The organism is Aeromonas tecta, from assembly GCF_000820185.1.
Taxonomy (GTDB): Bacteria; Pseudomonadota; Gammaproteobacteria; order Enterobacterales; family Aeromonadaceae; genus Aeromonas; species Aeromonas tecta.
Genome location: NZ_CDCA01000029.1, coordinates 26210 through 50189, shown reverse-complemented (window position 1 = coordinate 50189; position 23980 = coordinate 26210). Strand labels below are relative to the sequence as shown.

At 62.1% G+C, this 23980-nt stretch carries 20 protein-coding genes; 11 read left to right on the top strand and 9 right to left on the bottom strand.

Annotated elements, in window-relative coordinates; all coding sequences use genetic code 11:
* Positions 1-571: 571 nt before the first annotated feature.
* From trpA to BN1137_RS13735, 6 genes are all read right to left on the bottom strand, one after another.
* A complete protein-coding gene (trpA, locus tag BN1137_RS13760) occupies positions 572-1381 on the bottom strand; it encodes a tryptophan synthase subunit alpha (protein ID WP_050719161.1) in 810 nt (269 codons plus the stop codon).
* Positions 1378-2571, bottom strand: coding sequence for a tryptophan synthase subunit beta (trpB, locus tag BN1137_RS13755; RefSeq protein WP_050719160.1), 1194 nt, complete (start codon positions 2569-2571; stop codon positions 1378-1380). The genes trpA and trpB overlap by 4 nt, the downstream gene beginning before the upstream one ends.
* A 96-nt stretch (positions 2572-2667) precedes the next feature.
* The gene (gene trpCF, locus BN1137_RS13750; RefSeq protein ID WP_050719159.1) at positions 2668-4164 is read right to left on the bottom strand and encodes a bifunctional indole-3-glycerol-phosphate synthase TrpC/phosphoribosylanthranilate isomerase TrpF; all 1497 of its coding nucleotides are present in this window, start codon (positions 4162-4164) and stop codon (positions 2668-2670) included.
* Positions 4164-5177: an anthranilate phosphoribosyltransferase gene (trpD, locus tag BN1137_RS13745; protein ID WP_050719158.1), complete on the bottom strand. Its 1014-nt coding sequence runs from the start codon at positions 5175-5177 to the stop codon at positions 4164-4166. Before trpD ends, trpCF begins: the two co-directional genes overlap by 1 nt.
* Positions 5178-5187: 10 nt before the next feature.
* Positions 5188-5787: an aminodeoxychorismate/anthranilate synthase component II gene (locus BN1137_RS13740; protein ID WP_042640053.1), complete on the bottom strand. Its 600-nt coding sequence runs from the start codon at positions 5785-5787 to the stop codon at positions 5188-5190.
* 80 nt (positions 5788-5867) lie between these two features.
* Positions 5868-7514 (bottom strand): anthranilate synthase component 1, encoded by a 1647-nt coding sequence (locus BN1137_RS13735; protein WP_050719157.1) that lies wholly within the window; start codon positions 7512-7514, stop codon positions 5868-5870.
* 426 nt (positions 7515-7940) lie between these two features.
* Between BN1137_RS13735 and rnm the strand changes: the two genes are divergently transcribed.
* From rnm to BN1137_RS13700, 7 genes are all read left to right on the top strand, one after another.
* Positions 7941-8822, top strand: coding sequence for an RNase RNM (gene rnm / locus BN1137_RS13730; RefSeq protein WP_050719156.1), 882 nt, complete (start codon positions 7941-7943; stop codon positions 8820-8822).
* Between the two features lie 165 nt (positions 8823-8987).
* A complete protein-coding gene (locus BN1137_RS13725; protein ID WP_050719155.1) occupies positions 8988-9608 on the top strand; it encodes an L-threonylcarbamoyladenylate synthase in 621 nt (206 codons plus the stop codon).
* Positions 9601-10482 carry a segregation and condensation protein A gene (locus BN1137_RS13720; protein WP_050719154.1) on the top strand — a complete coding sequence of 294 codons (882 nt, stop codon included), beginning with the start codon at positions 9601-9603 and terminating at the stop codon, positions 10480-10482. Before BN1137_RS13725 ends, BN1137_RS13720 begins: the two co-directional genes overlap by 8 nt.
* A gap of 35 nt (positions 10483-10517) precedes the next feature.
* A complete protein-coding gene (scpB, locus tag BN1137_RS13715; RefSeq protein WP_050719153.1) occupies positions 10518-11087 on the top strand; it encodes an SMC-Scp complex subunit ScpB in 570 nt (189 codons plus the stop codon).
* A 151-nt stretch (positions 11088-11238) separates the two neighbouring features.
* On the top strand, positions 11239-12162 hold the full coding sequence (gene rluB, locus BN1137_RS13710) for a 23S rRNA pseudouridine(2605) synthase RluB (protein WP_042654993.1): 924 nt from the start codon (positions 11239-11241) through the stop codon (positions 12160-12162).
* 254 nt (positions 12163-12416) lie between these two features.
* Positions 12417-13289, top strand: coding sequence for an acyl-CoA thioesterase II (gene tesB / locus BN1137_RS13705; protein ID WP_050719152.1), 873 nt, complete (start codon positions 12417-12419; stop codon positions 13287-13289).
* 28 nt (positions 13290-13317) lie between these two features.
* Positions 13318-13689 (top strand): glyoxalase superfamily protein, encoded by a 372-nt coding sequence (locus tag BN1137_RS13700; protein ID WP_050719151.1) that lies wholly within the window; start codon positions 13318-13320, stop codon positions 13687-13689.
* A gap of 50 nt (positions 13690-13739) precedes the next feature.
* On the opposite strand, the gene BN1137_RS13695 is transcribed toward BN1137_RS13700, so the two are convergent.
* The 3 genes from BN1137_RS13695 to BN1137_RS13685 form a co-directional block, all read right to left on the bottom strand.
* Positions 13740-14918 carry a dicarboxylate/amino acid:cation symporter gene (locus BN1137_RS13695; RefSeq protein WP_050719150.1) on the bottom strand — a complete coding sequence of 393 codons (1179 nt, stop codon included), beginning with the start codon at positions 14916-14918 and terminating at the stop codon, positions 13740-13742.
* 117 nt (positions 14919-15035) lie between these two features.
* Positions 15036-15719: a class I SAM-dependent methyltransferase gene (locus BN1137_RS13690; protein WP_050719149.1), complete on the bottom strand. Its 684-nt coding sequence runs from the start codon at positions 15717-15719 to the stop codon at positions 15036-15038.
* Positions 15720-15836: 117 nt separating this feature from the next.
* A complete protein-coding gene (locus tag BN1137_RS13685) occupies positions 15837-16478 on the bottom strand; it encodes a TetR family transcriptional regulator (RefSeq protein WP_050719148.1) in 642 nt (213 codons plus the stop codon).
* Between the two features lie 154 nt (positions 16479-16632).
* Between BN1137_RS13685 and BN1137_RS13680 the strand changes: the two genes are divergently transcribed.
* The 4 genes from BN1137_RS13680 to BN1137_RS13665 all read left to right on the top strand — a co-directional run bounded on the left by BN1137_RS13680 (position 16633) and on the right by BN1137_RS13665 (position 23727).
* Complete coding sequence (locus BN1137_RS13680; RefSeq protein WP_050719147.1) at positions 16633-17823, top strand: efflux RND transporter periplasmic adaptor subunit; 1191 nt, start codon at positions 16633-16635, stop codon at positions 17821-17823.
* 17 nt (positions 17824-17840) lie between these two features.
* Complete coding sequence (locus tag BN1137_RS13675) at positions 17841-20990, top strand: efflux RND transporter permease subunit (protein WP_050719146.1); 3150 nt, start codon at positions 17841-17843, stop codon at positions 20988-20990.
* Entirely contained in the window at positions 20983-22386 is a 1404-nt protein-coding gene (locus BN1137_RS13670) for an efflux transporter outer membrane subunit (RefSeq protein ID WP_050719145.1), read from the top strand. The genes BN1137_RS13675 and BN1137_RS13670 overlap by 8 nt, the downstream gene beginning before the upstream one ends.
* A gap of 345 nt (positions 22387-22731) precedes the next feature.
* Positions 22732-23727 (top strand): sulfate ABC transporter substrate-binding protein, encoded by a 996-nt coding sequence (locus BN1137_RS13665; RefSeq protein WP_050719144.1) that lies wholly within the window; start codon positions 22732-22734, stop codon positions 23725-23727.
* Positions 23728-23980: the final 253 nt, after the last annotated feature.

Here is a 23980-nt window from a genome sequence, read left to right as displayed (position 1 = left end):
AGCTGGTTCAACCAATTAGTGATTACCGCCGTTTAAGTGAGCTGCTGGGTGAGAAGAAGATCGGGAATTCCCCTCATCCCAACCTCTCCCAAGGGGAGAGGGGTTTGTTCACTGTTGCACGGTAGCCTCAGGCTGGCACGGTGTTGATCTCCCTCTTATTCGCTGAGGCGAGTCCTCTTGTCCAGGCCGCGAGGCAGGATGCCGAGCGAGCGGCGCTGGGCCATGGACGGCCCATCGGCGCGTGCCGTTGGACAAGAGGGTGAGCCGAAGGAACCCGACGTCAGTCGGGCGAATAAGCGGGGGTGGCCTTTCTTTTGGTGACTTTTCTTTGGCCACGCAAAGAAAAGTCACTCGCCCAGGCCCGAAGGGCGGGCGAAACCCCATCGAGGACGGAGTCCTCGTGTCCCATGCGGCGCAGCCGCATCACAGATCCTGATGTCCCTCACCCCAACCCTCTTCCAGGGGGCGAGGGGGCAAAGAGACAGGGGCAGACAAGGAAAACAAAAAGGAGCCCATTCGGGCTCCCTTGTTGCTTAGGGTCAGGGCTGTGGGGCCAAGCCAGGCCTGGGGATCAGGGGTGACGAGTCGCCGCCTTCATCCCTTCCACAAACTCCTTGAGGCGGGTGAGCATATGTTCCGGGTTCTGGTGGTGGGTTTCGATGATCTTCACCACGGCCGAACCCGAGATGGCACCGGCGGCGCCGGCTTTGATGGCATCGCGTACCTGGGCCGGTTCGCTGATGCCAAAGCCGAGCAGGGCGGGGGGCGCCTTGAACTCGCGCAGGGTATTGATCAGCCCATCCACCGGCATGCCGGCCTTGGTCTCGGCGCCGGTGACGCCGGCGCGGCTCACCAGGTAGGTGTAACCGCTGCCCAGTTCCGCCACGGCTTTGAGGGTCTCGGCATCGCCGTTCGGCGGGGCGATAAAGATGCTGTCGATGCCGTATTTGTCCGCGGCGGCCTTGTAGGGCTCGCACATCTGCACCGGCACGTCCGCCACCAGCACGGAGTCGACGCCCGCCAGCTGGCATTTCTCGTAGAAGCCGTCAATCTTGCGCACATAGACCAGGTTCGCGTAGACCAGCAGACCAATGGGCAGCTCTGGGTACTTGGCGCGGATCTTGGTGAGCAGACCGAAGCAGTCATCCGGGGTGGTGTGGCTCGCAAAAGCGCGCAGGGCTGCGCCCTGGATGGTGGGGCCGTCCGCCACCGGATCCGAGAAGGGAATGCCGAGCTCCAGGGCATCGGCGCCCCCTTCGACCAGGGCATCGACGATGGCAAGTGACAGCTCAGGGGTCGGATCCCCCAGCATCACGAAGGGGACGAAGGCGCCCTGCTTGGCTTGTGCTAACCGGGAGAAGAGTTGTGCGTAGCGATTCATGACAGGGTTCCTTCTTTTTCGAAGATGTCGGCGACGGTGAAGATGTCCTTGTCGCCACGGCCGGAGAGGTTGACGATCAGCACCTGCTCTTTCTCAGGCTCGCTGCGGGCGAGTTTCAGGGCATGGGCCAGGGCGTGGGAGGATTCCAGTGCTGGAATAATCCCCTCCGATTGGGCCAGTTCCTGGAACGCATCCAGCGCTTCTTTATCGGTGATGGAGACATATTCTGCCCGGCCGATAGCGGCCAGATGGGCGTGCTGGGGGCCGACGGAGGGGAAATCCAGCCCCGCCGAGACGGAGTAGGACTCCTGAATTTGACCCTGGCTGTCTTGCATCAGGTAGGAGTGCATGCCAAAGAAGACCCCCTTGCTGCCGTGACCGAGCGGCGCGCCGTGCTCGCCGCTCTCGATGCCGTGACCACCCGGCTCGACGCCGATCAGGCGCACCGACTCATTCTCGATGAAGTCGGCAAAGATGCCGATGGCGTTGGAGCCGCCGCCGACGCAGGCGATCACCGCATCGGGCAGGCGCTCCTCCTTCTCGAAGCATTGGGCCTTGGCCTCTTCCCCGATCATCTTCTGGAATTCCCGCACGATCGTGGGGAAGGGGTGGGGACCGGCGGCGGTGCCGAGCAGGTAGTGGGCGCTGTCATAGTTTGCGGCCCAGTCCCGCAGCGCCTCGTTGCAGGCATCCTTCAGAGTGGATGAGCCGGAGTGCACCGGAATGACAGTGGCGCCCATCAACTTCATGCGAAACACGTTCGGCTTCTGGCGCTCGCAATCCTTGGCACCCATGTAGACCCGGCATTTCAGACCGAGCAGGGCGCAGGCCAGGGCCGTGGCGACCCCGTGCTGACCGGCGCCAGTCTCGGCGATGATCTCGGTCTTGCCCATGCGCTTGGCGAGCAGGGCCTGGCCCAGCACCTGGTTGGTCTTGTGGGCGCCGCCGTGCAGCAAGTCTTCCCGTTTCAGATAGAGCCGGGTCTTGGTGCCCTTGGTCAAATTGCGAGTCAGGGTGAGCGGGGTCGGGCGACCAGCGTACTCGGTCAGCAGTTCCTCAAACTCGGCGATGAAGGCCGGATCTTCCTTGGCATCGACGAAGGCCTTCTCCAGCTGGAGCAGGGCGGGGACGAGGATCTGGGGGACATACATGCCGCCAAATTCCCCGAAGAACGGATTGAGCAGTGTCATGAGACTATTCCTTGTATTTATAGGCGAAAGCGATTCATCAATTTGGTGCATGTTCATAGGGCCGCAGAGCACTCCTACAGTTGGCGCTGGGCACTCTCACAGTTGGCGCAAGGCGCCAAAGGCCGCGGCGAGCTTCTGGGGATCCTTCTGGCCCGGCGCACTCTCTACCCCGGAGTTGAAATCAAGGCCCAAACAGCCGACCTGGGCGGCTTGCAATGCGTTGTCGGCGTTCAGCCCTCCCGCCAGCATCAGGCGGGATTTGTCCAGGCTCGCCAGCAGGGCCCAGTCGAAGGCCTGGCCGGTGCCACCGCTCTGGCTGCCCACTTTTGTGTCCAGCAGCAGGCGATCCGCCGGGAAGTCGAGGCTCGGCAGCGGCTCACCATTTGTCTCACCGAGAGTGATGCCGACCGCTTTCCAGATCTCGCAGCCCGCAGGCAGCAAGGGGCGCAGGCCCTCGATATAGGCGGCGTCTTCATCCCCGTGCAGTTGCACGGCGGCGAGGTTCAGCGCCTCCACCGTCTTGGCGATGGTCGCTGGCTGGGCATTGCGAAACACCCCTATATAGGAAAGCGGCGCGCCCGCCATCACGGCGCGGGCGGCGGGGATGTCCACGTAGCGTGGGCTCTTGGACACGAAGATGAGGCCACCGAACACGGCGCCCGCCTGATGGGCTGCGGCGGCGTCCTCGGCGCGGGTCAGGCCGCACACCTTGTTCTGACCGAGGGTGAGCTTGCGCACCGCGGCGTCCAGATCGTCCTCTTCCATCAGGGATGATCCCACCAGGAAGCCCTTGGCGTGCTGGCGCAGCTCGGCCACCTGGGCGCGGTTGCGGATACCGGACTCGCTGATGACAATGCGATCCGCCGGGATGCGGGAGGCCAGCTGACCGGTGCGAGCGATATCCACGCTGAGATCCCGCAGGTCACGGTTATTGATGCCAATGACCGGTGCCCCAAGGGCGATGGCGCGCTCCAGCTCTTCCTCATTGCTCACCTCGGTCAGCACCCCGAGACCCAACTCCTTGGCCACCGCGAACAGGGCGTTATAGCCCTCGTCGGTGAGCACCGAGAGCATCAGCAGGATAGCGTCCGCCTGATAGTGGCGTGCTAGATAGACCTGATAGGGGTCAATCATGAAGTCCTTGCACAGCACTGGCTGTTGGACGCGGCTTCGCACCCTCGGCAGAAACGCGAAATCCCCCTGGAAGAACTTCTCGTCGGTCAGCACAGAGATGGCGGTGGCGTATTTGCCATAGACATCGGCGATGGCCTCCGGGCTGAAGTCATTGCGGATCAAGCCCTTGGAAGGAGAGGCCTTCTTGCACTCGAGAATGAAGCGGGTGGAGCCTGCCCGCAGCTGCCCCTCGAAGTCCCGATCGCTTGGCACCAGGGCGCCCTGGAAGCTCGCCAGCGGCTGGGCTTTCTTGCGGGCCTCAATCCAGCCCTGCTTGGCGGCAACGATTTTGCCGAGGATGGTCTGGTTGATGGAGTCCATGTTCAAGAACCCATGGGGGGCAATGACGTCTGACATCTCGTTATCCTTGCGAAGCTGGGTACTGCCTTGTGGGCGACTGTGTTGAGCTGTGGCTGACATCATGCCTCCTGATGGCTCAGGGTGGCCAGCGCCGCTGCGAGGGCGCTGCACTCGCCGCTGGCGAGCTTGGCCAGCACCAAGGCGGCGGCCTGCTTGAAGTCCGGCGCCTTGCCCGCCATCACCAGCAGCGGAGCCACGTTGGCGGCGATGGCGGCGTTGTGGGCCGGGCTGCCTTCGCCCGCCAAGATGGCGGCGGTGATGGCGCGGTTCTCTTCCGGCTCGCCGCCCTGAATGGCGCTGACCGGGTAGGTGGCGAGGCCAAAGTCTGCCGGAGTGATCAGGTACTCGCGAATTTCACCGTCCCGGATCTCCGCGACCTGGGTCGGGCCGTGGATGGCTATCTCGTCGAGCCCCGCGCCGTGTACCACCATACCGGTTTTCAGACCCAGCGCCAGCAGGGTTTCGGCGATGGGGCGCACCAGTTCCGGCGCATAGACCCCCATCAGCTGGTAAGTGGGGCGGGCCGGGTTGATAAGAGGCCCGAGCACGTTGAACAGGGTACGGGTCTTAAGGGCCTGGCGCACCGGCATGGCGTGGCGCACCCCTGCATGGTACTGGGGGGCGAACAGGAAGCAGATGCCGAGCTCATCGAGACAACGACGGGCCTGCTCAGGGCTCATGTCGAGCTTGATCCCCATCTTGTCCAGCAAGTCGCTTGAGCCCGATTTGCTCGAAACCGAGCGGTTGCCGTGCTTGGCGACCTTGAGGCCGCAGGCGGCAGCCACCAGGGCCGAGGTGGTGGAGACGTTGATGGTGTTGAGGCCATCGCCGCCGGTGCCAACGATATCGCAAAACGCGTAATCCGGACGCGGGAAGTCGCGGGCCTCGGCCAGGAGTGCATCGGCGGCGCCGGCGATCTCCTCCGGGGTTTCCCCCTTGAGTTTGAGGGCGGTGAGCAGGCTCGAGAGCACGATGGGATCCACTTCGCCGCGCACGACCTGACCGAAGGCATCGCGCGCTTCATCGCGCGACAGTGACAGTCCCTGATAGAGGGTATTGAGATGTTGATGCATGGGGGTCTCCTTACCGCACCGTACTTTCGGGACGCGTCACGTGGGCGAGGGCCTGGGTGAGCAGGCGGGCCCCTTCGCTGGTCATGATGGATTCTGGGTGGAACTGGAAGCCGAGCACCCGCTCGCCGCTCTGCTCTATGGCCATGGGCATGCCCTGATAGTGGGCAATCACCGTCAGCTCTTCCGGCACATAGGTAGCGACCAGGGAGTGATAACGGGCCACCGGCAGCGGGCTTGGCAGACCGGCGAAGGCGCCGTGGCCGTTGTGCTCGATCAAGGATCGCTTGCCGTGGACGATCTCACCCGCCGCCCCGACGGTGCCACCGTAGGCTTCACACAGGGCCTGATGACCGAGGCAGATACCGAGGATGGGCACCCGGCCGCGGGCCAGCTTGATGAGATCAATCAGGCAACCCGCCTCGTGGGGGGCGCCAGGGCCAGGGGAGAGCACCAGCACGGCGTCGCCGCCTGCGGCTTCAATTTCGGCCATGATGCGGCTCGCCGGCAGGCTGTTGCGGTAGATGCGCACCGGGTAGCCGAGAGTGCGGAACTGATCCACCAGGTTGTAAGTGAACGAATCGAAGTTATCGAGCAGGAAGATATTAGTCATGATACTGCTCCTTCGAAGGGCGGAACTGATCGGCAACCTGGCAGTAAGTGAACGAGTCGAAGTTATCGAGCAGGAAGATGTTAGTCATGGCGCGCTTCCTTGTGCTTCTCTGACTGATGTTCCTGCAGGCTCAGGGCCTGCAAGGAGGTGCCATGGCTGGCGGCGATGGCGGCCAGCACGGCGGCGGCCTTGGCGCGGGTCTCGTCGGCTTCGGCTTGGGGCTTGGAGTCATAGACCACGCCGGCACCGGCCTGGACATGAGCGACCCCGTCTTTCACGAAGGCGGAGCGGATGACGATGCAGGTGTCCATCTCGCCCACGCCGTTGAGATAGCCCACGGCGCCGCCGTAGCTGCCGCGGCGCTTGCCTTCCACCATGCGGATGAGCTCGCTGGCGCGCAGCTTGGGGGCGCCGGTGAGGGTGCCCATGTTCATGCAGGCCTGATAGGCGTGCAGGGCATCGAGATCGGCACGAAGGGTACCGACCACTCGGGAGACCAGGTGCATCACGTGGCTGTAGCGATCCACTTTCAGCAGATCCTTTACGTAACGGGTGCCGGGCTCGGAGATGCGGGCGATGTCGTTGCGGCCCAGATCCACCAGCATCAGGTGCTCGGCGACCTCTTTCTCGTCCTGACGCAGCTCCAGCTCGATGCGGCCGTCCAGGTCCAGATTGATGCTGCCATCGGGGTTGAGGCCACGGCGGCGGGTGCCGGCGATGGGGTACATCTCTACCTGGCGGCTGCTTGCCTCGAACTTGACCGCGCTCTCCGGCGAGGCACCAAATAGGGTGAAGCCCTCGTCCTGCACGTAGAACATGTAGGGGCTGGGGTTGGTCTGCTTGAGGCGGCGGTAGGCGGCGACGGGCTCGGGGCAGGGCAGGGAGAAGCTGCGTGACGGCACCACCTGGAAGATGTCGCCGCGACGGATAAAGCCTTTGAGTTTTTCGACTTCGGCGCAGAACTGCTTGTCGTTCTTGTCAACGGCCAGCGCGCCGGTCAGCGGTTGGGTCGCCTGTTGCTTGGGCTGTGGCTGCTGGCAGGCCAGCTTGAAGGTCTCGAGACGAGAGGTCAGGCGGGCATAGCGCTCATCGAGCTGGCTGTCATCCTGCTCGCCGCCGAAGAGACAAGCGACCAGCTGGGTGCTCTGCTTGATGTGATCGATGGTGATCAGGGTCTCGGCTACATAGAAACAGTAGTCGGGGCAGTCGTTGCTGCCTTCCGGTACCTCTGGCAGATCCTCGAAGGAGGCGATGAGGTCGTAGGCGAAGCTGCCCGCCATAAACAGCGCTTCTTTACCGAGTTGGCATTGGAGCTCCCGTTGCAGGGTGCGCAGTACGTCCAGCACGCTGATGCCCTTGAGGCGGCTGTCTTCGTCCAGCTCCCGATCGGAGGCCGGGAAGGCGAGGCAGAGCTCGCCACTCTCTTGAGTGCGGGTGATGAGGGCGGGCAGGCGTTCATCGAGCAGGCGCTGCAAGCGCTCACCGTTGTCGTTGAGGGCGCGCACCCGCACGGTGCGGCCACGGCACTCGATGCGCAGGCAGGCGTCTACCAGCAGCAGGCTCTGGGTGCCGGCCTTGGAGTCTATTTCTACCGATTCCAGCAGCAGGTTGTTGGGGCGGCCCTGGCAGAGCTGGCTATAGAGTGCCAGCGGGTCTGTCACATAGGGGGCGTTGAGCCGGATGGTATCGAATTCACCCAGGGGTAACCGGGTCTTGCTGGCTGTCATAATGCGTTCCCTTGCAGCTGTTCTGTGTAACCGATGTTCATGATGTTGAGTCTCTTGAAAATGGATGGAGTGGGTTGCCTCAGTGGGTCCGCCATCGCCTCGTCGTTGCGCTTATCAGAATTCTCGGTTTCATCAGATGTCCATTTGCCGGATAATAAAAAAGCCCGCTGGGGTCAGCGGGCTTTTTCTCTGGGTTCTTAATTTGCTGTCAGATTACAGGTACAGCAACGACCACACGCCCGCATGTTAGGGAATGTGCCACCACCAGCTATGGTTCAGGGTGATTGTCGTTTGCATGATAGAATCCTGTAACGTTCTGTTTGCAGTTGAAGTGCCTACAGAAAACGATAAAGCCGCGGCCAAGTCAAGTCGCTTTTTTGCTTGTCTTTTGCCAGACAGGCCTGTTGATGAGAGCGAAATAAGCCGATGAGATTCGATCTTCACTGTCATACCACCGCCTCCGATGGTGTGTTGGCCCCCCGGGACCTGGTGCGCCGCGCGGTCGAGAAAGGGGTCGAGGTGTTAGCGGTCACTGACCACGACACCCTCGCCGGCCTTGATGAGATCCGCGCAACGATCGACGCCGAGCAGTTGCCGCTGCGACTGGTGAGCGGGGTCGAGATCTCCACCGGTTGGGAGCACCACGAGATCCATGTCGTGGCGCTGGGGGTGGATGAAAAAAATCCGCAGCTTTGTGCCTTTTTGGCCGCCCAACTGGCCCGCCGTGAGGCGAGGGCCGAGGAGATAGGGCGCCGTCTGGATAAGTGCCAGATCCCGGGTACCTATGAAGAGGCCAAGGCGCTGGCCGGTGACGCTGCCGTGACTCGCGCCCACTTTGCCCGTGTGCTGGTGGCCCGCGGCGTGGCGGACAACATGCAGAAGGTGTTCAAGAAATACCTGAGCCGGGGCAACAAGGGCTATGTGCCCGCCGAGTGGCCCGAGATGGCGCTCGCCATCGAGGCCATTCATGGCGCCGGTGGGCTGGCGGTGCTGGCCCACCCCAGCCGTTATGGCCTCACCGCCAAGTGGATCAAGCGGTTGCTGGTCGCCTTCAAGGCCGCCGGTGGTGATGCCATGGAGGTGTCATTGCCCCAGCAGAGCCCGCAGGAGCGCGCGAATCTCGGTCAGTGGGCCAAGGAGCATGATTTTTACATTTCGGTGGGATCGGATTTTCATTTTCCCTCCAACTGGACCGAGCTTGGCCGTCATCTCTGGCTGCCCAAAGAGGGTATGCCGCTCTGGCTGGGCTATCCCGGCCACTTTGGCCTGACGGGCGAGCAGCATGCCAGCCTGCTGGCGAGCCGCTAACGACGGTCGTGGGTGGTGGCACTGCGCCCGCCGGTTCGACCCTTTGGCGCGCGCGAGTCGGCGTCAAACAGGTTAAGGTAGTGTCATGGGCCAAGGGGCCTGTGGCCATGCTCTTGTTTGGGAACTACAGGCAGGTATCTCCTGCCGCTATTGCGAGAACAGTTTATGAGTCAGCATTTTTACGTACATCCGGATAACCCCCAGGCGCGTCTGATTGGCCAGGCGGTTCAGATCCTGCAAAACGGCGGCGTCATCGTCTATCCCACCGATTCCGGTTATGCACTGGGCTGCCAGATGGGCAACAAGGACGCGCTGGAGCGCATCTACCGCATCCGCCGCATCGATCCCAACCATGACTTCACCCTGGTGTGCCGGGATCTCTCCGAAATCGCCACCTATGCCAAGGTGGACAACACGGCGTTTCGGCTGATCAAGAACAACACCCCTGGTCCCTACACCTTCATCTTCAAGGCGACCAAGGAAGTGCCGCGCCGGTTGATGAACGAGAAGAAGAAGACCATCGGCATTCGGGTGCCGGCCAACAACATCGCCCTCGCATTGTTGGAGGAGCTCGGTGAGCCCCTGCTCTCCACCACCCTGATCCTGCCGGGCTCCGAGATGGCGGAGTTCGATCCGGAAGAGATCGCCGACAAGCTCGGCAGGCAGCTGGATCTGGTGGTCAACGGTGGCTATCTGGGCGAGCAGCCGACCACTGTGGTCGATTTCTCTGACGACGAGCCGGTGCTGCGTCGCCGCGGCGCCGGGGATCCCACGCCGTTTGAATAAGGCGGTAGACACGGCTCCCGCCGAGGCGACAGTGGCGGGTATTGCGGGGGAGGCGAGCCTCCCTCTGCCCATCGCCAAGGTCCTGGGGCAGCCCTATCATGAGCTGCCCCAGGATTTGTTTATTCCGCCCGATGCGCTGGAAGTCTTCCTCGACACCTTCGAGGGGCCGCTCGATCTGCTGCTCTACCTCATCCGGCGCCAGCAGCTGGACATTCTGAACCTGCCGATCCTGCAGATCACCGCCCAGTACATGGAGTACGTGGAGTTGATGCAGGGGCTCAATCTGGAACTGGCGGCCGAATACCTGCTGATGGCGGCCTGGCTGGCGGAGATAAAATCCCGGCTGTTGCTGCCCAAGGCACCTGAGCTGGAAGACGAGGAGGAGGGGGAAGACCCCCGCGTCACCCTCATTCGCCGCTTGCAGGAGTATGAGCGCTTCAAGGTCGGCGCCGAGCGGCTGGATGAGCTGCCAAGGCTGGAGCGGGAGATCTTTATCGCCACGGCCCTGCCACCGGATTTCGGCGATCTCAAGCCGCTCACGCCCGATGTTTCACTGGTTGAGCTCGCCCTTTACATGCAAAGTGTGGTAAAACGCGCGACTCATTTCGAACATCATCAGATCCGCCGTGAGCAGATCCCGACCCGGGTGCGCATGGCGGAAATTCTCGCCCGGCTCTCATTGGGCCAGACTCTGCGCCTGGAACAGGTGCTCAGAGCCGAAGAGGGGCGCATGGGCGTGTTGGTGACGTTTCTGGCCCTGCTGGAGCTGTGCAAGGAGTCCCTTATCTGGATCTTGCAGGCCGAGCCCCTTGGGCCAATTCATTTCGCCCTGGCCAGCCAGAGTGAGGAGGGCAACCTTGGCGTTGCCCACTGAACGATTCAAGATCCTGACGCTGAGGGAGGCGCATCATGGCCTTGCCTGCTGAACGGCTAAAGAGCCTGATCGAGGCTGCCCTCTTTGTGGCAGGTCGCCCCTTGAGCACGAGCGAACTCAAAGCCGGGGTGCTGGCGGATTATCCGGTGACTGGCCGCTACGTTCAGCTGCTGTTGGCCGAGCTCAGGAAAGACTATGAGGCGCGGGGGGTGGAGCTCAAGGAGGTTGCCTCCGGCTGGCGCTTCCAGGCTCGCCAGGAGTATGCGGAGGAGCTCTCTCGCCTCTGGAGCGAGCGGGCGCCGCGTTACTCGCGCGCCGTGATGGAGACGCTGACCCTGATCGCCTATCGCCAGCCCATTACCCGGGCCGAGATCGAAGCCATCCGTGGGGTGGCGGTATCGAGCCAGATAGTGAATACCCTGAAGGAGCGAGGCTGGGTTCGCAGCGTCGGTCACAAGGAGGTGGTGGGTCGGCCCGAGCTGCTGGCCACCACCCGGGAATTTCTGGACTATTTCAACCTGCAGAGTCTGGAGCAGCTCCCCGAGCTGGATCCTGAACTGCAACAACCCTTGTCCGGCTTGCTGGGTGAGGGCCGCGAGGCCTAGTCTGCGGCGCAACTTTCTCAATGAATGTTGGCAAAGCGCACGACTGGGTGAAATGATAAATGCGATGGCGGATTGCCCAGACGGGATCCGGCATGGTGATAACCGTTGCCCGTTATGTTAGCGGGCAGCGATCAACAATCAGGTAACCCCGATGAGTGAAAAACTGCAAAAAGTGTTGGCCCGCGCGGGTCACGGCTCCCGTCGTGAGATGGAGGCCCTGATCACCGCAGGTCGGGTCAGTGTGGATGGCAAGGCTGCCACACTGGGAGATCGCGTCGAAGTGAACGCCGTGATCCGGGTAGACGGTCATCAGATCAAGACCCGTGCTGCCGAAGAACAGATCTGCCGCGTGCTGGCGTACCACAAGCCCGAAGGGGAGATGTGTACCCGCCACGATCCGGAAGGTCGTCCCACCGTATTTGATCGTCTGCCCAAGATGGAAGGAGCGCGCTGGATTGCGGTCGGCCGCCTCGACGTCAACACCTCCGGTCTGCTGCTGTTCACCACCGACGGTGAGCTGGCCAACCGGCTGATGCACCCGAGCCACCAGGTGGAGCGGGAATACGCGGTACGGGTATTTGGCGAGATCACCGAAGCCATGCTGCAGCGCCTGCGCAAAGGCGTGCAGCTGGAAGACGGCGTCGCCAAGTTCAACAAGATCAAGCCGGCCGGCGGTGAAGGCCTGAACCAGTGGTTCAACGTCACCCTGACCGAGGGTCGCAACCGTGAAGTGCGCCGCCTGTGGGAATCCCAGGAAGTGCAGGTAAGCCGCCTGATGCGCATTCGTTACGGCGACGTGACTCTGGATCGCGGCATCCCCCGTGGCGGCTGGAAAGAGCTGAAGCTGCAGGAGGTGAACTACCTGCGCGGTCTGGTCCACATGAACTACGAGACCGAATCCAAGGTCGATCTGCAGCAAGAGGGCAAGAGCACTCGCCACAAGCAGGCCGCCCAGATCCGTCGCGCCGTCAAGCGTCACAAGGACATGCAGGGCATGGAGCCGCGTGCGCGCAGCACCACTGCCCGTCGCAAGCCGACCTCCTCGACCCGCAACTCGGGCACCGGCAGCAAGTAAGCCGCCACCTCCGGCCTGATGTCCTAGGCCTGAGCCTGCAAAAGCCCACACCCTCAGGTGCGGGCTTTTCGTTATGGGGGCTGAGGCGCTCATGCCAGTCGGCTTTGCTGCCTGATAGTGTGCTCAGTTCATTAATCGTACTAATGCATTTTTATATCGATAAAATTTCCTGCTGAACCTGGCCTGGGTGAGGGAGTGGTTGCTCTGCTCTGGCTGGCTTGTTAGCCTTTCTCGTACTGATACAGGAGAGACGAATGAGCAAGGTACTAGATGAGCTGCTGGCGTTGCTGGCGCTGGAAAAAATCGAGGAGGGCCTGTTTCGGGGTCAGAGCCAGGATCTCGGTCTGCGGGCCGTGTTTGGCGGACAGGTAATGGGGCAGGCCTTGTCAGCCGCCAAGCAGACGGTGGCCAGCGACCGCCAGGTGCACAGTTTCCACTCCTACTTCCTGCGCCCCGGTGATGCCAACAGACCCATCATCTACGACGTGGAGAATATCCGCGACGGTCAGACCGTCTCCACCCGCCGGGTCAAGGCGATCCAGAACGGCAAGCCCATCTTCTACCTCAACGCCTCCTTCCAGGTCGAAGCCCCGGGTTTCGAACATCAGGCCGCCATGCCTGAGGGCATCACCCCGCCCGAGCTGCTCAAGAGCGAGCTGGAGCTGGTGCGGCCCTATGAGCATCAGATCCCGCCGGCCCTGCGCGACAAGATCATGTGCGAGAAGCCGCTCGAGATTCGCCCCGTGACCCTGGTCGATCCGATCCGGCCGGATGTGCACGAACCGGTGCGCCACGTCTGGTTCAAGGCCAATGGCCAGATGCCGGACGATCAGCGGGTGCACAAGTACCTGCTGGCCTATGCCTCCGATTTCCACTTCCTGTTCGCCGCCCTGCAGCCCCACGGCGTCTCTTACTGGGAGCCGGATATGCAGGTGGCGACCATCGATCATTCCATGTGGTTCCACCGGGACTTCCGGCTGGATGACTGGCTGCTCTACGTGGTGGACAGCCCGAGCGCCAGCGGTGGCCGTGGCCTGGTACGCGGCCAGTTCTTCACCCGTGATGGGGTGTTGGTGGCCAGCACCGCGCAGGAAGGGGTGATCCGTCGGCGGGGCAGCAACCCATGAGCAGGCCAAATGGCCAAGGGGTGATCCTGTGATAGTGCCTATTTTACGCAGTTTTGATGAGGCCAAACTCAGAGGCTTCTACCTCGATTACCTGGGGTTTGTCATCGACTGGGAGCACAGGTTCGGCCCGAACATGCCGCTCTACCTGCAGATCTCGCGGGGGGACTGGATTATCCACCTCTCCGAGCACCATGGGGATGCCTGCCCCGGGGCGGCCCTGCGCCTATCCACCGACAAGCTCGATGCCCTGTTTGCGGAGTGGCGGGCCAAGGGGTATCCGAATGCCAGGCCTGCCATCGAGACCATGCCCTGGAGCTGCCGCGAGCTAACGGTGCGGGATCCCTTCGGTAACCGGCTGGTCTTTACCGAGCCGTTGCCACCGGAAGAAAACCCCTCATAAAAAACGGGAGCCACTGGCTCCCGTTTTTTTATTGGCTGGCAATCAAACCATCAGGCGGCTTCTTGCTCGGCGGCTGGCAGGCTCTCCTCGCCCTTGGCGAAGCGATCGGCCCAGAGCGCGATGACGCCATCGCCGGTGACGTTGCAGGCGGTGCCGAAGCTGTCTTGCGCCAGGTAGAGGGCGATCATCAGGGCGATGGAGGCCTCACCGAAACCGAGCATGGAGGTGAGCAGCCCCAACGCCGACATGACGCCGCCACCGGGGGCGCCCGGCGCCGCTATCATGATGACGCCCAGCATCATGATGAAGGGCAGCATGGTGGAGAGGCCAGGTATGGCCAGGTGCTCGGACAGGAACATGACAGCGGTGGCGCAGGTCACCAGGGTGATGGTGGAGCCGCACAGGTGGATGGTGGCGCACAGCGGCACGGTGAAGTTGGCGATACCCTCGCTCACCCCGTTGTTCTTGCTGGCCTTGAGGGCGACCGGGATGGTGGCGGCGCTGGACATGGTGCCAAGGGCGGTGAAGTAGGCCGGCAGCATGTTCTTGATGAGCATGGTGGGTGAGCGACCCAGCGCCAGCCCGGTACCGACGAACAGCACGCTGAGCCAGAGCCAGTGCATGGCGATGGCCATCACCAGCACCACCCCGAAGGTCTTCAGGGTGGCGAAGACGGTGCCTTCCACCGTCATCTCGACGAAGACCCCGGCGATGTAGAACGGCAGCAGCGGGATGATCACCTTGGCCAGCAGGCGGTCGATGATGTCACGGCCCTGATCGGCGACCCGGCGCAGGTCGGTGGCCTGGGTGGCGCTGATGCCGATGCCAAACACGAAGGCGGCGGCCAGGGCCGACATCACCCCGAACAGCGGCGGAATCTCCAGGTTGACGTAGGAGCTGAGCTTGATGGCCGCCTCGGCGCTGGGTTCGGCGGCTGTGGTCAGCATCGGGATCAGATTGCTGGCCACGGTGAAGGCGAACAGGCCCGCCAGTATGGTGGAGCAGTAGGAGAGCGCCACCGTCTTGCCCAGCAGCTTGCCGGAGTTCTTCGGCAGGCTGGCGATGCCGCTCATGATGAAGAACAGGATGATGAGCGGGATGGTGAAGGTGATCAGCTGACCGATGACTGTCTTGGCCGTAAACAGCACGCGTGCGACCCATTCAGGGGCGTAGAGACCGAGCAGGAGACCGGCGAGGATGCCGGCAATCAGTTTAAGGACAAGTTTCATAAGAAAATCCAGGTGTTGGTGTCTGTTTTGTTATTTAATCTTTATTTTGCTGCCGCTTTTTAACACAAACACCGCATCTTGTCTGCCAATGGCTGGTTAACTCAGAGTTAAATATTGTTATCTGGATGCTGAATCGCGCCGGGCGCCCTGCCTGGAGCGACGGCCGCGATATTGATTAATTGTGGCGGGATTGGCGTCGCGGATCAGCAGGGCATGCAGCCAGCGACCCTGCACGCCGTCATCGCTGTGCCAGCACTGCTGCAACGCCAGGGGCAGTGGCGCGATGAGCGCGGCCAGGTGCGCCTCGTCGAGCCGGGTGCGCAGGGGATACTCGTCGCGCGCAGGCACGTCGTCTTGTAGCGGCTGGTCATGACATTGCTGCCCACCCAGAAGAGGAAAGGAGCAGTAGAGCGGCCCCTGTGGCCTGAGCAGGCCGGCGAGGTGCGCCAGCACGGGGGCCAGCTCAGCCTCGGCGAGGCAGGGCAGGGAGGCGCTGGCCCAGATGCCGTCGAAGGGCAGCACGTTGTGCATCTGCTCAAAGCGGCACACCCGCACCGGCTGGCTGCACAGGCGCGAGGCCGCCCTGGCCTGGCTCAGACTGGCATCAAACGCGGTGACCACGAATCCTAGCTCCCGAAAATGATGCAGATCCTCCCCCCCACCACAACCGGCCTCCAGCAGATGCGCACCCGCCTTCAAGCGAGTAAGGAAGGGGGCATGCGCCTGGCCGCTGAGGGCAGGGCGCGGCGCCGAATGGGCTGCAATGTTGATATCGGGGGCAGGGGATGGTGAATGTGGCATAGGGGTCATCTCGGATCGGGGGCGGCTACTCTAGCAGATTTGGCGCCTGAACTTCATGCCCGCGATCAGTTGCCAGAACCCGGAGTGGCACCGGGTGAGGCGAGTGTCCGGCGGTGATCAGGGGCGAAGCAGGAGAGAGGGTTGCGGCTGGGCGAGCAGGCCGAGCAGGGTATCGAGCAGGAAGTCGGCCTCCTGGACCAGATCGATACGATCCGGAAAGTGCAGCCAGTTGATGATGTAGCCATCCAGGGTGCAGTGCAGCAGGGTGGCGGCGCGGCGCAAGTTGAGCCCCTCTGGCAACTGGCCGCGACGCACCGCATTGGCCAGGGTAGTTTCCAAGTCCTGGAAGAAGTTGACCGATTGGCGGCGCATGTGATCGCGCAGGGAGACGGCCTCTCCTTCCAAGGACTCCAGGTTGAACATGATGGTGAACATCTGTTGATGAGCGGGGTGGGCGCTGATCTTCATCATGACTTCCCGCAAGAAGGCGCGCAGTTTGCCAAGAGGATCCGGCTCTTGCTCATCGACGCAGGCGTCGAGCTGGTGGGAGAGCGGCTCGCACAGCTCTTCCCACAGGGAGGTAAAGAGCTCTTCTTTATTCTTGAAGTGCCAATAAATGGCGCCGCGCGTCAGTTCGGCGGCATTGGCAATGTCGGTCAGGCTGGTCTTGGCCAAGCCGTGTTTGCAGAACAGATTCAGGGCCGTGCTCATGATGTGGCAGCGGGTCTGCTGCGCTTCTTCTTTGGTTCTTCTGGCCATCGGATCTGTACCTGTTAAAAGGGGGAAAAAGTTACTTACATACATTTATGAATGTATGTATATTGCCTCATCTTCGCAGTTTTACCAACAGGGGCCCTATAAACCCTGTGGTTTTGTCGTTTTTTTTTGTTTGAAACAGAGGCTCAGAAACTCCATGCATAAACATATTCTCGCACGTTCAGTTGGCCTTGCCTTATTGGCAAGCGGCCTGCTGGCTGGCTGTGGTGAAAAAGGAGAGGCCCAACAGGGCGCGGGCGAGATGCCGCCTGCCGCCGTGGACGTGGTCACACTGCACGCAGGCCCGCTGCAACTCATGTCCGAGCTCACCGGCCGTACCGCCCCTCGCCGGGTCGCCGAAGTGCGTCCTCAGGTGAACGGCATCATCCTCAAGCGCCTGTTCACTGAAGGCAGTGACGTCAAAGCCGGCCAGCTGCTGTACCAGATCGATCCCGCCGTCTATCAGGCTGCCGTCGCCAGTGCCAAGGCCAACCTCGCCAAGGCCGAAGCCAACGAGCGCAGCGCCCGCCTCAAGGCCCAGCGTTATGCCGAGCTGGTGAAGGTCAAGGCCATCAGTCGTCAGGAATATGATGACGCCGACGCCGCCTGGAAGCAGCAAGTCGCCGAGATCGGGGCCGCCAAAGCCGCACTGCAGAGCGCCAACATCAACCTGGCTTACACCCGCATCACCGCCCCCATCAGCGGTCGCATCGGCAAGTCTGCCGTGACCGAGGGTGCCCTGGTCACCGCCCAGCAGGCCGCCAGCCTCACCTCCATTCAGCAGCTCGATCCCATGTACGTGGATGTGCGCCAGTCTACTGCCGATCTGCTGCGCCTCAAGCGTGAAGTGGCCGCCGGTCAGCTGACCCAGGGCCAGCAGGATGGCGCCAAGGTCAGCTTCCAGCTCGAAGATGGCAGCACCTATGGCGAACAGGGCTCCCTGCAGTTCTCCGACGTGACCGTGGATGAGACCACCGGCATGGTGACCCTGCGGGTCCTGGTGCCGAACCCTCATGATCTGTTGCTGCCGGGCATGTTCATGCGCGCCACCCTGCAAGAGGGCGAACGCCCCGAAGGGCTGCTGGTGCCGCAAACCGCCGTGACCCGCACCCCCAAAGGCGGCGCCACCGTCATGGTGGTGACCGCGGACAATAAGGTCGAGCTGCGGGAAGTGCAACTCGGCCGCGTCGTCGGCGACAGCTGGGTGGTGGAGTCCGGTCTCAATTCCGGCGAGAAGGTGATCGTGGCCGGTCTGCAGAAAGTGAAACCCGGGGCTGTGGTTGCGCCCGCTGAACGCGCCAGCAACACCGCCACCACCCAAGCTGAGCAGACCCCGGTCAACAAGTAGTATGGAGTAGTCGCCTCATGGCACGTTTTTTCATAGACAGACCCATTTTTGCCTGGGTGATTGCCCTGGTGATCATGCTGGCCGGGACCATGGCGATCATCGGCTTGCCGGTGGCCCAGTACCCGACCATAGCCCCGCCCGCCGTTGGCATCTCCGCCAGCTATCCGGGCGCCTCCGCCAAGACGGTGGAAGACTCGGTGACCCAGATCATCGAACAGAACATGACAGGGCTGGATCACCTGCTCTACATGTCCGCTCAGTCGGATTCGTCCGGTAATGTCAGTGTGACCCTCACCTTCAAGCCGGGTACCGATCCCGATATTGCCCAGGTGCAGGTGCAAAACAAGCTGCAGCAAGCGATGTCGCTCTTGCCGCAAGAGGTACAGCAGCAGGGTGTCCGGGTTCAGAAGACCTCTAGCAGCTTCCTGATGGTGGCCGCCTTCATCTCCAGTGATGGCACCATGACCAACGATGACCTCGCCGACTACGTAGTGAGCAACATCAAGGAGCCCCTCAGCCGTCTGGACGGGGTGGGTGATATCACCCTGTTCGGCAGCCAGTACTCCATGCGCGTCTGGCTGGATCCGCACAAACTCAACCGGGTACAGATGACCCCTGGTGATATCCAGGCCGCCATCAAGGCCCAGAACGCCCAGGTGGCGTTCGGCAAGCTGGGTGGCACTCCTGCGGTGAGCGATCAGCAATTCACCGCCACCATCATGGGGCAGACCCGCCTCTCCACCCCGGAGCAGTTCAACAACATCCTGCTGCGGGTGAACCAGGATGGCTCCAAGGTGCTGCTCAAAGACGTGGCACGGGTCGAGCTCGCCGGCGAGAACTACGACGCCTCGGCGCTCTACAACGGTCAGGCGACCGCGGCGCTGGCGATCAAGCTCGCCACCGGGGCCAACGCCCTCGACACCGCGCACGAAGTTCGCGGCAAGCTGGATGAGCTGTCGAACTACTTCCCGGCCAACATGAAGATCGTCTATCCCTACGACACCACGCCGTTTGTGAAGATCTCCATCGAGGAAGTGGTGCAGACCCTGGTGGAGGCCATCTTCCTGGTGTTCTGCGTCATGTATCTGTTCTTGCAGAACTTCCGGGCGACCCTTATCCCGACTATCGCGGTGCCCGTGGTGCTGCTCGGGACCTTCGGTGTCATGGCGGCGTTCGGTTTCTCCATCAATACCCTGACCATGTTTGGTCTGGTACTGGCCATCGGCTTACTGGTGGATGATGCCATCGTGGTGGTGGAGAACGTGGAGCGGTTGATGAGCGAGGAGGGACTCTCCCCGCTGGAAGCGACCCGCAAGTCGATGACCCAGATCACCGGCGCCCTGGTGGGTATCGCGCTGGTGCTGTCCGCCGTATTCGTACCCATGGCCTTCTTCGGCGGCTCGACCGGTGCCATCTATCGCCAGTTCTCCCTCACCATCGTCTCGGCCATGGTGCTCTCGGTACTGGTGGCGCTGATCCTGACCCCGGCCCTGTGCGCTACCTTGCTCAAACCCATCAAGCAGGGCGATCACGGTATCCAGCGCGGCTTCTTTGGCTGGTTCAACCGCTTCTTCGACACCAACGCCAACCGTTACCAGAACGGCGTGCGCAAGGTGATCAAGCAGGGTACCCGTTACAGCCTCATCTACGTCGCCATGTTGGCGGTACTGGCCATCCTGTTCATGCGACTGCCCACCTCCTTCCTGCCGGAAGAGGATCAGGGGGTCATCATGTCCATGGTGCAGCTGCCGGTTGGCGCGACCAAGGAGCGTACCGAGGTGGTGCTGGCCGAGATGCGGGACTACTTCCTCGAGACCGAGAAGGACAACGTCGACTCCGTGCTGACCGTGGCGGGCTTCAGCTTCGCCGGTAGCGGCCAGAACAGCGGCATGGCCTTCATCAAGTTGAAGGACTGGAGCGAGCGTAAGGGCGAGGAGCGCAGTGCCAACGCCATCATAGGCCGCGCCATGGGTTACCTGTTCAGCATCAAGGAAGCCCAGGTGTTTGCCTTCAACCTGCCTCCCATCCCGGAATTGGGTACGGCCACCGGTTTTGACTTCTTCCTGCAAGACCGCGGTGGTCTGGGGCACGAGAAGTTGATGCAGGCCCGTAACCAGCTGCTCGGCATGGCGGCGCAGGATCCCAACCTGGTACGGGTGCGCCCGAACGGGATGGAAGACACGCCTCAGCTCGACATCAAGATCGACTACGAGAAGGCGCTGGCGCAAGGGCTCTCCATCGCCGACATCAACAACACCTTGTCGGCGGCCTGGGGCTCGTCCTATGTGAACGACTTCGTCGATCGCAGTCGGGTCAAGAAGGTGTACTTGCAGGCGGATGCCCAATTCCGGATGAACCCGGAAGATCTCAAGCTGTGGTACGTGCGCAACAGTGCGGGCCAGATGGTGCCGTTCTCCGCCTTCGCGACCACGGAATGGAGCTTCGGTTCGCCTCGCCTCGAGCGCTACAACGGGGTCTCCGCCATGGAGATCGTCGGTGAAGCGGCGCCCGGCAAGAGTACCGGTGATGCCATGGCCGCTATCGAACAGATGGTGAAGCAGCTGCCGGATGGCATCGGCATCGAGTGGACCGGTCTCTCCTTCCAGGAGCGTCAGGCCGGCTCTCAGGCGCCTGCCCTGTATGCCATCTCCTTGCTGGTGGTGTTCCTCTGTCTGGCCGCCTTGTACGAGAGCTGGAGCATTCCGTTCTCGGTCATGCTGGTCGTGCCGCTCGGGGTATTGGGCGCCATCCTGGCGGCCACCATGCGCGGGCTCGAGAATGACGTCTACTTCCAGGTGGGCTTGCTCACCACCATCGGGCTCTCGGCCAAGAACGCGATCCTCATCGTGGAATTTGCCAAGGAGTTGCACGACAAGGGGATGAAGCTGAGTGAAGCCGTGGTGGAGGCCTCCCGTCAGCGCCTGCGCCCGATCCTGATGACCTCGCTGGCCTTCATCCTCGGCGTCTTGCCGCTGGTGATCAGTACCGGCGCTGGCGCCAGTAGCCGAAACGCCATCGGGACCGGCGTGATGGGGGGGATGATCACCGCTACCGTGCTGGCCATCTTCTTCGTGCCGCTGTTCTTCGTGCTGGTGATGCGTTACTTCACCGAGCACCAGAGTGCCGAAGAGCGCGTGGCCCATGCCAAGGAGATCAAACATGACTAAGACCCTGGTCGCCTTGAGTGTGGCGTTGCTGCTGGGGGCCTGCTCTATGGCCCCCGATTACCAACGCCCCGAGCTGCCGCAAGGCGCCTCCTGGCAGGATAACCTCGCCGCCAAGGGGGAAACCGCCCCCTGGCAGCAACAGTTCCTCGATCCTGCGCTGCAAAAGCTGATCGGTACGGCGCTGGACAACAACCGGGATCTGCGGCTTGCGGCGCTCAATGTCGAGGCCTATGAGGCCAGATACCGGATCCAGCGGGCAGCGCAATTGCCGACCCTGGCCGCCAGTGGCAACGGCACCCGTCAGCAGGGATCCGACGATCTCAGCGCCACCGGGCAGGGCCGTATCAGCAGCCAGTACGGCGCCGATATCGGTATCACCGCCTATGAGCTGGACCTGTTTGGCCGGATCCAGAGCCTGAAAGATCAGGCGCTGGAGAACTATCTGGCGCAAATCGAGACCCAGCGCAGCACCCAGATCGCGCTGATTGCTTCGGTGGCGAATGCCTACTTCACCCTGCTGGCGGATCAGGAGCTGCTGGCGCTGAGCCAGGCGACGCTCGCCACCGAGCAGGAGAGCTACGCCCTGACCCAGCACAAATACCGGCTGGGGGCTGCCTCCGAGATGGAGCTGGCGCAGGGGCGCACCGCGCTTGAGAACGCTCGTGTCAGCCAGGCGCAATACCAGCGCCAGGTGAAACAGGATAGAAATGGCCTGGCCCTGCTGCTCGGCACCGAGGTGCCGGTGCTGGAAGGGCAACCCAAGACCCTGGATGAGGTACAACTGGCGGCCATTCCGGTGGGCGCTCCCTCCAGTCTGCTGCAACAGCGGCCGGATATTCTGGCGGCGGAGCACAGCCTGAAGGCGGCCAATGCCAATATCGGTGCGGCCCGCGCCGCCTTCTTCCCGACCATCTCGCTGACCGCGACGGCGGGCACCGCCAGCAACCAGCTGAGTGGTTTGTTTGACGGCGGCACCGGCACCTGGACCTTCATGCCCCAGATCAATCTGCCCATCTTCGACGGTGGCAAGCGCGTTGCCGATCTGGACGTGGCGGAAGTGGGTACCAAGCAGGCGGTGGCGAGTTACGAGAAGAGTATCCAGACCGCCTTCAAGGAGGTTGCCGATACTCTGGGCGCTCAGGCCGATTATCAGCAGCAGTTGCAGGCCCAGCAGGATCTGGTGGATGCGAACCAGACCTACTTCAAGCTGGCGGAGTTCCGCTACGAGCAGGGGGTGGACAGCTATCTGACCCGCCTCGATGCCCAGCGCTCCCTGTTCAGCGCCAGACAAGGGCTCATCAGCACTCGTCTGGCTCAGCTCAGCAACCAGGTCGCGCTCTACAAGGCGGTCGGCGGTGGCTGGCAGGCAGAAGCGCCAGCTACCCCGGAGGGGTAGGGCTAACGCTCTCGCAAGCACTCTGCAATGACTGTAATAGGGCGAACCACTGGGTTCGCCCTGTTTTTATATGTGATGGCACCAACCCGTATTGTAACGATAGAGGTTTGCTCGACAAACATAAGGGCAAGCCAGCATAAGTGCTATCTATGATATGCGTCAGCCCTCCAGTCCTCATATATCTGTGAAAACCGGTAGCCGGATCCTAGCCGCCATCCATCTCGTCCACTGAACCCAGCCAGATGCATGTCACAAATCGCATAAGCTGCGAACTAATTATTCTTTCAAAGAATAAATGGAGGGCTCTTATAGTTGGTCACTCGACTCTCATTCCAAGGACGTGCAATGAAACGACTACTGCCCGCCACCCTGCTCGCCGCAGGCCTGGCTCTCGCCCCACTGGCCCAGGCTGCCACCCTGCTCAACGCCTCCTACGACGTGATGCGTGACTTCTACAAGGACTACAATGCGGCCTTCCAGAAACACTGGCAGGCAGAAGGCGGTCAGCCGCTGCAGATCCACATGTCCCACGGCGGTTCGAGCAAGCAGGCACGCGCCGTCATCGAGGGCCTGCCCGCCGACGTTATCACCATGAACATGGCCACCGACATCAACGCCCTCGCCGAACATGGCGGCCTGGTACCGAAAGATTGGGCGACCCTCCTGCCGGACAACAGTGCGCCCTTCACCTCGGCCACCGTGTTCATCGTGCGCAAGGGCAACCCCAAGGGCTTGAAGGACTGGCCTGACTTGCTCAAAGAGGGGGTGCAGGTAATAGTGCCGAACCCCAAGACCTCGGGTAATGGCCGCTACACCTATTTGTCGGCCTGGGGCTATGTACTGGAGAAGGGGGGCGATGAGAAAGCGGCCAAGGAGTTCGTCGGCAAGCTGTTCAAGCAAGTCCCTGTGCTCGACACCGGTGGCCGCGCGGCTACCACCACCTTCATCCAGAACCGGATAGGCGACGTGCTGATCACCTTCGAAAACGAAGCCGAGATGATCGCCCGCGAGTTCGGCCGTGGCAACTTCGAGGTAATCTACCCCAGCGTTACCGCCGTGGCCGAGCTCCCGGTGGCAGTGGTCGACAAAGTCGTCGACAAGCAGGGTTCCCGCAAGGAGGCCGAGGCCTATCTGAAGTACCTGTGGTCTGACGAAGGCCAGCGCATTGCCGCCAACAACTACCTGCGCCCGCGCAACCCGGCGGTCCTCGCCGAATTCTCCGACCGCTTCCCGAAAATCACCTCCCTCAATGTGGTGAAGACCTTCGGTGAGTGGCCGCTGATCCAGAGCACTCACTTCAAGGAAGGCGGGGTGTTCGACCAGATCTATGCGGTGCAGTAAGACGTGTCTTGGCTGAAAATATCCCGGCCATACGCCGTTATGCAGGGTCGATCCACCTGTGGGGGCTTCGCACCTTGACCGTCGTACGTTCCGGTTGGCCAGTCAGGGCTTGGATGGAAGAGCAGGTCATGGCGGGCATGTGAAGGGGTGGATTGGGCGCTAGCGTTGTTAATCCTGGGTCCCCGACGGGGCCCGAATTACAAAAAGCACAAAAGGTTAGCCTCATAATGAGGCTAACCTTTTGTTTTGACTG